Below are 7,466 nucleotides of genomic sequence, written 5' to 3'. Positions count from 1 at the left end.
CAAATTATTAGCAATATGGTTTAACCGGTATAATATAGGACAAGCCGTTTTTTGATCTGTGGTTATATTATTTTTCGGACTCAGAGCCGGTATTAATTCGTTGCATTATCATTTCATAGCCATCATTTCCATAGGTAAGGGAGCGGTTAACCCTGCTTATAGTAGCTGTAGAGGCTCCCGTGGATTCTGCAATTTCGATATAGGTTTTACCCTCTGTAAGCATCTTGGCAACCATAAGCCGCTGTGAAATGGTAAACAGTTCGTTTATAGTACATACATCTTCAAAAAAATTGTAACATTCTTCCCTGCTTTTCAGAGTGAGGACTGCATCGAAGAAATAGTCCATTGCTGGTGTTTTTAATTTGTCTTTCATTTTTAATCTCCGAATTTACTTAAATTATTTTGCAATATAAGAATATTTTAACACTTTACAATAGCAAAGTAAAGAGCTAATAATTTATCCAGAATATTGCCTGAACCTGATAATTATGGCATAATGGTAGCTGAATAACGGCTTATTCTAATATCAGATGATGATAAAAGAAGGATAATAGATACAGGAAAATTTACTACAGAGCTAAGTGAGGCGGGAGTGATAAAATGGAGAAGCTGAAACTAAGTCTTTTACAAAAATGGGATATAAGTGACCAATATACCTTTGTGCATAGCACCGGAATACTTAATGATGGAAGGGCTTTGATTTTTACAAGAGAGGCAGAAGTTTCGGATAAGTATTGTGTTATTATGTTTTCGCCTTCAGAAGTAAAGAAAATAGCTGTCTGTGATTGTTCGGACTCAGGAAGAAATTATCCTGTGTTTTTTATGTGTGGTGAAGGGTTTGGAATTATAAAAGACGGAAAACAGATTGAATATTATAGAGGTGATTTTTCTGTACCGGAAATCATACCTATAAAAAACGGTTCTTTAATTTCGGGAAAGGTTATACCGGAAAAAGCCCAACAAAGATGTTTTCAGGTTATATCAGACAGCTCTCTTATTCCAGTTTGTTTTGAAAATAAAATTTATTATGGCTTAGCAAGGTGTTTTGGACTTTTAGACATTGATTTTGAGGTAAAATCGGCTAAGTGGAAATCTTTTTTGGAAATAGATAAAAAAGCATTTGTAAATTATGATGATAGTAATGATGAAATGCCTAAAATTGACAGTTTGAAAATATTTGATAATGAAATTTATGCATTTACGTCAGGGGAAAGTACAACATCTGTTAATAAGTGGGGGCTGGATTACTATGCTCTTGCTAAAATCTCTGATAAGGGAAAGGTAACGGAAAAGCTCATTGAGTCGGATAACTTGAAATCATCAGGTAAAAAAGGTGGTGTGAACGGAACATTTACAAATTCTGAATATGTAATAATGACACCTCTCTTTAAGAATGATGATTGGAATGGAAAACAGAAAGTTTTTTCACTTAGTACGGGTGAATACTTTGATATCGGTTTTCCTAAAGGAATGGCAAAGCATACGCTGCATAATATAAGTGAAAATCTTTGTCTGACATCTCTTTATAACAGGGGATTAAGAGAAATTGCGGTTTGCAAAATAGAAACAGTTAATTAAAGAGTAATTTAAGGAGAAAACATTGAAAAAAGGTGAAATCGCAGAGGGAATAATCAGTTATGTGGATTTTCCGGATAAGGGAATAATAATCCTCGGAGATGATGAGAGAAAGGTTGTACTTAAGGGAGGAATAACAGGTCAGAAAGTAAGATACAGAATTCAGAAAAAAAGAAATGACAGGTATGAAGCCTGTATAGAAGAAGTTATAGAAAAAGCGGCCATAGAAACCAGAGAGCCTGTCTGTAAGAATTACGGACTTTGCGGTGGCTGTTCTTACCATACCCTGCCTTATGAAGAACAGCTTAAGTTAAAAAGCACTCAGGTAAAGAAGATGCTTGACAGAGTTATAACTACTGATTATGAATATGAGGAAATACTTGGAAGCCCTAATGAGTGGGAAACCAGAAATAAAATGGAATATGCATTTGGTGATAGCTATAAGGGTGGCCCAATGTCGCTTGGGCTTCATAAACGAGGACATTTTCACGATATTTTATATACTGATGACTGTAAGATAGTAAATGATGATTTTAATAAGGTACTAAGATGTGTATTTGAGCATTTTAACGAAGCAGAAATCTCATTCTATAATAAGGCAATGCACAGGGGATATCTCAGACATTTGCTTGTAAGAAGGGCAGCTAAGACAGGAGAAATTCTGGTAGCCCTTGAAACTTCATCTGACTTTATAACAAAATCCGAAAAGAATGCTATGGAAATGGATAGCCTGAAGGAGTTTTTAGCTTCATCAAATGCAGTGTATGATAAGGATAAAGAGCAGAGTCAGGCAGAAAAGAATATTTTGGCCAAAATGGTGGAAAAGCTAAGAAAAGTAAGCTTAGAGGGTGAAATAGTCGGTATTATCCATCTTATAAATAATGAAGTTTCTGATGATGTGAAGGCTGAAAGGCAGGAAATTCTCTTTGGAAGAGATTATATAAATGAGGAGCTGCTTGGACTTAAATTTAAAATCACTACATTTTCATTTTTCCAGACTAATTCTCTAGGAGCAGAAGTACTTTACAGCAAGGTAAGGGAGTATGTGGGAAATAATGAAGGAAATGTAGTATACGATCTTTACAGCGGAACCGGCACCATAGGTCAGATAATTTCACCTGTAGCTAAGAAGGTAATAGGTATAGAGATAGTGGAAGAGGCCGTAATCGCAGCCAATGAAAATGCCAAGTTAAATGGGCTTACCAATACTGAGTTTTTGGCAGGAGATGTATTTAAGGTGCTTGATGAAGTGAAGGAAAAACCTGATTTCATTATCCTCGACCCGCCAAGAGACGGTGTATCCCCTAAGGCACTTAAAAGGGTGTTATCCTATGGTGTGAGGGATATAGTTTATATTGCCTGTAAGCCTACAAGCCTTGTAAGAGATATTCCTGAGTTTGAGGCAGTAGGGTACAGGGTGAAGAAGGTCTGTTTGTGTGATATGTTTCCGGAGACGTTGCATGTGGAGACGGTATGTTTATTGTCCAAACTTCATGAAGCTAAGAATCATATGGGGGGTGACGTCGAAGATAAAGCAGAGAAAATTGAAACTTGGGAAATTCGTGTATGATTATCTTATATAGAGAAAAAGTATACTTATGCACTAACTTGACAAATATTGAATTTTAATTTATTATTAAATATAGATTCAGTATTATTATAGAAAGAGGTGTGCTATGGCACAAGTATTAAAAGAAGAAGTTAGAAATAGAATACTAGAAGCAGCAGAAAAAGTATTTTATGAAAAGGACTATAGAGGTGCCAAATTAACAGAAATTGCAAAAGAAGCAGATATTCCTGTGGCACTAATTTATACCTATTTCAAAAATAAGGAAGTTTTGTTTGATGCAGTAGTAAGTTCTGTTTATATAAACTTCGAGTCAGCTTTTAATGAGGAAGAATCTTTGGAAAAAGGTTCTGCTTCTGAAAGGTTTGATGAAGTCGGCGAGAATTATATTCATGAACTTTTAAAAGAGCGTAAGAAGTTAATTATTTTAATGGATAAAAGCACAGGTACAAAGCATACAGAAGCAAAACAAAAACTCATATCGCAAATGCAGATTCATATTGAAGTAAGTTTAAAAAGACAATCTAAACAGGAATATGATCCAATGCTTGCCCATATTTTAGCCAGTAACTTTACAGAGGGGCTTCTTGAAATAGCAAGGCACTATCAAAGTGAAAAGTGGGCAAAAGATATGCTAAAACTTATTGCAAGGTGTTATTACAAGGGAGTGGAATCCTTGTAATCAGCATAAAAAATAGACTTTGCGTAATCAGCAAAGTCTTACTTTAAACCTTAATATTGAATTAAAATTCAATATTATTCAATTTTGAAAGGAGAGTTGTTCATGCCGGAAAAAGAATTACGAAAAAAAGTGATTGGAAAAAATGGTTTAGCAGGTTCACTTCTTGCTTTAAAAATAGTATTTGATTTGATACCACAAATCTTAATTGTATATTTGATTAGTTCTTTAATCACAAACAATATTAACGAAGGTAATTTAAAGTATATATTCTTGGGAATCTTTACATCGTTTTCATTAAAGGGAGTGTTTTACTATTTTGCAACAAAGGTTGCTCATGAGAAAGCATACGAAAAATTGACAGAACTTAGGGTAGATATTATTGGGCATTTGAAAAAACTAAGTTTGGGATTCTTTAAAGAACATAATACTGGGGAGCTTACCAACATTGTTCAGCATGATGTAGAGCAAGTGGAAGTATACCTTGCCCATGGTCTTCCTGAAATAATGGCAGTTACGCTTCTACCTACAATTATTTTTGTAGCTATGATTTTTGTAGACTGGCGTCTTGCTCTTGGAATGATTGCCGGAGTTCCACTTATGTATTTGGTAAAAGTTCTTTCTCAGAAAACAATGGATAAAAACTTTACGATTTACTTCAATCATGAAAACAGAATGAGAGAAGAGCTAATGGAATATGTAAAAAATATTTCTGTGATTAAGGCTTTTGCTAAAGAAGAGGAAATTAGTGAAAGAACATTAAAAACGGCAAGAGAATATATTTACTGGGTTAAAAAGAGTATGGGAGCAATCACAATTCCAATGGGACTCATTGACATATTTATGGAAATTGGAGTGGTTATTGTCATGATTTTGGGAAGCATATTTCTTTATCATGGAAATATTACAACACCTAATTTTATTCTTGCAATAATTTTATCGTCTGTGTTTACTGCATCCATAAGTAAGACAGCTACATTGCAACATTTTTCTATTGTGTTTAAGGAAGCGTTAAAGGCGATTGGAAAAGTTTTAACAGTTCCACTTCCAAACAAAAAGACAGAACAAGGTTTAGAATTTGGAAACATAGAATTTAAAGATGTAAATTTTGCATACGGAAAAGATGGCTTTGAGCTTAAAGATATCAATTTGACTTTTAAGAAAAATAGCTTGAATGCCTTTGTAGGGGCAAGCGGTTGCGGAAAGAGTACAGTATCTAACTTGCTTATGGGATTTTGGGATGCAGACGAAGGACAAATACTGATAAATGGAAAAGATATAAAAGAATATAGTCAAGAAAATATTTCAATGCTGATTGGTAGTGTCGGGCAAGAAGTTATCCTTTTTGATTTAAGTATTTTTGAAAATATAGCAATCGGAAAACGAAATGCAACAAAAGAAGAAGTCATAGAAGCTGCTAAAAAAGCGAGATGTCATGACTTTATTTCAGCATTGCCAAATGGATATGAAACACGAGTAGGTGAAATGGGAGTTAAGTTATCCGGTGGAGAAAAACAAAGAATCTCTATTGCAAGAATGATACTGAAAAATGCACCGATTTTAATATTAGATGAGGCAATGGCAGCTGTTGATAGTGAAAATGAAAGACTAATCGGTGAAGCGATTGATGATTTAAGTAAGGATAAAACCATCATTACAATTGCTCATCATCTAAATACGATTAGAGATTCAGACCAAATTATTGTTATGGATAAGGGAGTTGTTCTTGATGCAGGAAGCCATGAAGAGCTGATGAAAAGATGTGATTTTTATAAGGATATGGTTGAAGCACAGAACAAAGTAGACAGATGGAATTTGAAAGACGATAGTCCTTCACGAGCAAGAAACGAAGAGGATTGCGAGTGTATCAACGCAAGTCTTTCACGAGCAAGAAACGAAGAGGATTGCGAGTGTACGGAGGTGGTAACAGAAAATGTTTAGAGAAATATTAAAACTACTTACAAAAACCGGTAAGAGAGATTTGACTATATCAAGTATATTCTTTGCTCTTTATGGACTAAGCTCCATAGCTATGATTGTTATCGTATTTTCTATACTGTTTCAGATATTTGATGGAACGAGTTTAGGTATGCTTTATAAATATTTTATTGCGATTGGATTACTTGTAGTCTTCAAAGGTATTTGTAACATGGTTGCGGATATGAAAAAGCATAGTGCGGGTTTTGATATTGTTCAGCAAATCAGAGAACGCATGATTATCAAATTGAAAAAATTCAGTTTAGGATTTTATACCAATGAAAGACTTGGTGAGATAAACACAATACTTCATAAAGATGTTGATAATATGTCCCTCGTTGTAGGACACATGTGGTCAAGAATGTTTGGCGATTTTTTGATAGGTGCAGTCATATTTATTGGTCTTGCAAGTATTGATTTCAAACTTGCTATTCTGATGACTGTATCTGTTCCGATTGCACTTATCTTTCTGTATCTGACGATTAAGCAATCTGAAAAAATAGAAAATCAGAACAACTCAGCACTTCTTGATATGATTAGCTTATTTGTTGAATATGTGAGAGGAATACCTGTACTAAAGAGTTTTTCTAACAATAAGAGCTTGGATAATGAACTAATGAATAAAACGAAGAAGTTCGGAGAAACAAGCAAGAAAGCTTCAAGATTTAAGGCAAAACAATTATCTATATTTGGTTTTTTACTGGATATTGGATATTTAATTCTATTAATCGCAGGAGCAATATTTGTTGTAAAGGGAAATCTTGATGTACTTAATTTTATTATCTTTACAGTAATTTCAAAAGAGTTTTATAAGCCGTTCGCTTCTATGGAACAACACTATATGTATTATGTTTCGGCAGTAGATAGTTACGAGCGACTTTCAAGAATTTTATATGCAGATGTAATCCCGGATAAAATGAATGGAATTGTTCCGAAAGATAATGATATAGCTTTTGAAAACATAGATTTTTCCTACGAAAAAGACGAATTTAAAATGGAAAAATTGAGCTTTTCTATTGCTGAAAAACGGGTGACAGCCTTAGTTGGAGAATCAGGTAGTGGAAAGACTACTATAACCAACTTGCTTTTAAGATTTTATGATGTGCATAAAGGAAAAATCACGCTTGGAGGTGTGGATATTAGAGATATTCCTTATGATGAACTTTTAGATCGTATCAGCATTGTTATGCAAAATGTTCAACTGTTTGACAACACGATTGAAGAAAATATCAGAGTAGGTAAAAAAGGAGCAACAAAAGAAGAAATCATTGAAGCTGCAAAAAAAGCAAGGATACATGATTTCATTATGAGTTTACCAAATGCTTACGAAACAGATATTGGAGAAAATGGTGGGCTTCTTTCAGGTGGACAAAGACAAAGAATATCTATTGCAAGAGCTTTTCTAAAAGATGCACCAATTTTAATTCTTGATGAAATGACAAGTAATGTTGATCCTGTAAATGAATCTTTGATACAAGATGCCATTACAGAACTTGCAAAGAATAGAACTGTTCTTGTAGTGGCTCATCATTTAAAAACCATTCAAAAAGCTGACCAAATTCTCGTATTCCAAAAAGGCAATTTACTTGAAAAAGGAAAGCATTGGGAACTTCTTGATAAAAATGGTTATTACACAAAATTATGGAAAGCTCAGTACGAGGTATAATC

Annotated in this window: 6 protein-coding genes; 5 read left to right on the top strand and 1 reads right to left on the bottom strand. The window is 34.0% G+C overall.

Annotated elements, in window-relative coordinates; genetic code table 11:
- Positions 1–67 precede the first annotated feature (67 nt).
- A complete protein-coding gene (locus tag GCWU000282_RS03415) occupies positions 68–373 on the bottom strand; it encodes a YerC/YecD family TrpR-related protein (RefSeq protein ID WP_023353611.1) in 306 nt (101 codons plus the stop codon).
- A 227-nt stretch (positions 374–600) separates the two neighbouring features.
- On the opposite strand from GCWU000282_RS03415, the gene GCWU000282_RS03410 reads away from it, so the two are divergent.
- From GCWU000282_RS03410 to GCWU000282_RS03390, 5 genes are all read left to right on the top strand, one after another.
- On the top strand, positions 601–1,578 hold the full coding sequence (locus tag GCWU000282_RS03410) for a hypothetical protein (RefSeq protein ID WP_023353610.1): 978 nt from the start codon (positions 601–603) through the stop codon (positions 1,576–1,578).
- Between the two features lie 22 nt (positions 1,579–1,600).
- On the top strand, positions 1,601–3,145 hold the full coding sequence (locus tag GCWU000282_RS03405; RefSeq protein ID WP_023353609.1) for a class I SAM-dependent RNA methyltransferase: 1,545 nt from the start codon (positions 1,601–1,603) through the stop codon (positions 3,143–3,145).
- Between the two features lie 106 nt (positions 3,146–3,251).
- On the top strand, positions 3,252–3,824 hold the full coding sequence (locus GCWU000282_RS03400; RefSeq protein WP_023353608.1) for a TetR/AcrR family transcriptional regulator: 573 nt from the start codon (positions 3,252–3,254) through the stop codon (positions 3,822–3,824).
- A gap of 102 nt (positions 3,825–3,926) precedes the next feature.
- Positions 3,927–5,762, top strand: a complete 1,836-nt coding sequence (locus tag GCWU000282_RS03395) for an ABC transporter ATP-binding protein (RefSeq protein WP_023353607.1) — start codon at positions 3,927–3,929, stop codon at positions 5,760–5,762.
- Complete coding sequence (locus GCWU000282_RS03390; protein WP_023353606.1) at positions 5,755–7,464, top strand: ABC transporter ATP-binding protein; 1,710 nt, start codon at positions 5,755–5,757, stop codon at positions 7,462–7,464. Before GCWU000282_RS03395 ends, GCWU000282_RS03390 begins: the two co-directional genes overlap by 8 nt.
- Positions 7,465–7,466: the final 2 nt, after the last annotated feature.

This window comes from Catonella morbi ATCC 51271, assembly GCF_000160035.2.
Taxonomy (GTDB): Bacteria; Bacillota; Clostridia; order Lachnospirales; family Lachnospiraceae; genus Catonella; species Catonella morbi.
Note: the sequence above shows the minus strand (reverse complement) of the source record. Positions and strands in the feature narration are given on the sequence as shown.

Excerpts from the sequence above, each read along its gene's own strand:
- GCWU000282_RS03415 (WP_023353611.1), bottom strand. The coding sequence starts at position 373 with ATGAAAGACAAATTAAAAACACCAGCAATGGACTATTTCTTCGATGCA.
- GCWU000282_RS03410 (WP_023353610.1), top strand. The coding sequence starts at position 601 with ATGGAGAAGCTGAAACTAAGTCTTTTACAAAAATGGGATATAAGTGAC.
- GCWU000282_RS03400 (WP_023353608.1), top strand. The coding sequence starts at position 3,252 with ATGGCACAAGTATTAAAAGAAGAAGTTAGAAATAGAATACTAGAAGCA.
- GCWU000282_RS03395 (WP_023353607.1), top strand. The coding sequence starts at position 3,927 with ATGCCGGAAAAAGAATTACGAAAAAAAGTGATTGGAAAAAATGGTTTA.
- GCWU000282_RS03390 (WP_023353606.1), top strand. The coding sequence starts at position 5,755 with ATGTTTAGAGAAATATTAAAACTACTTACAAAAACCGGTAAGAGAGAT.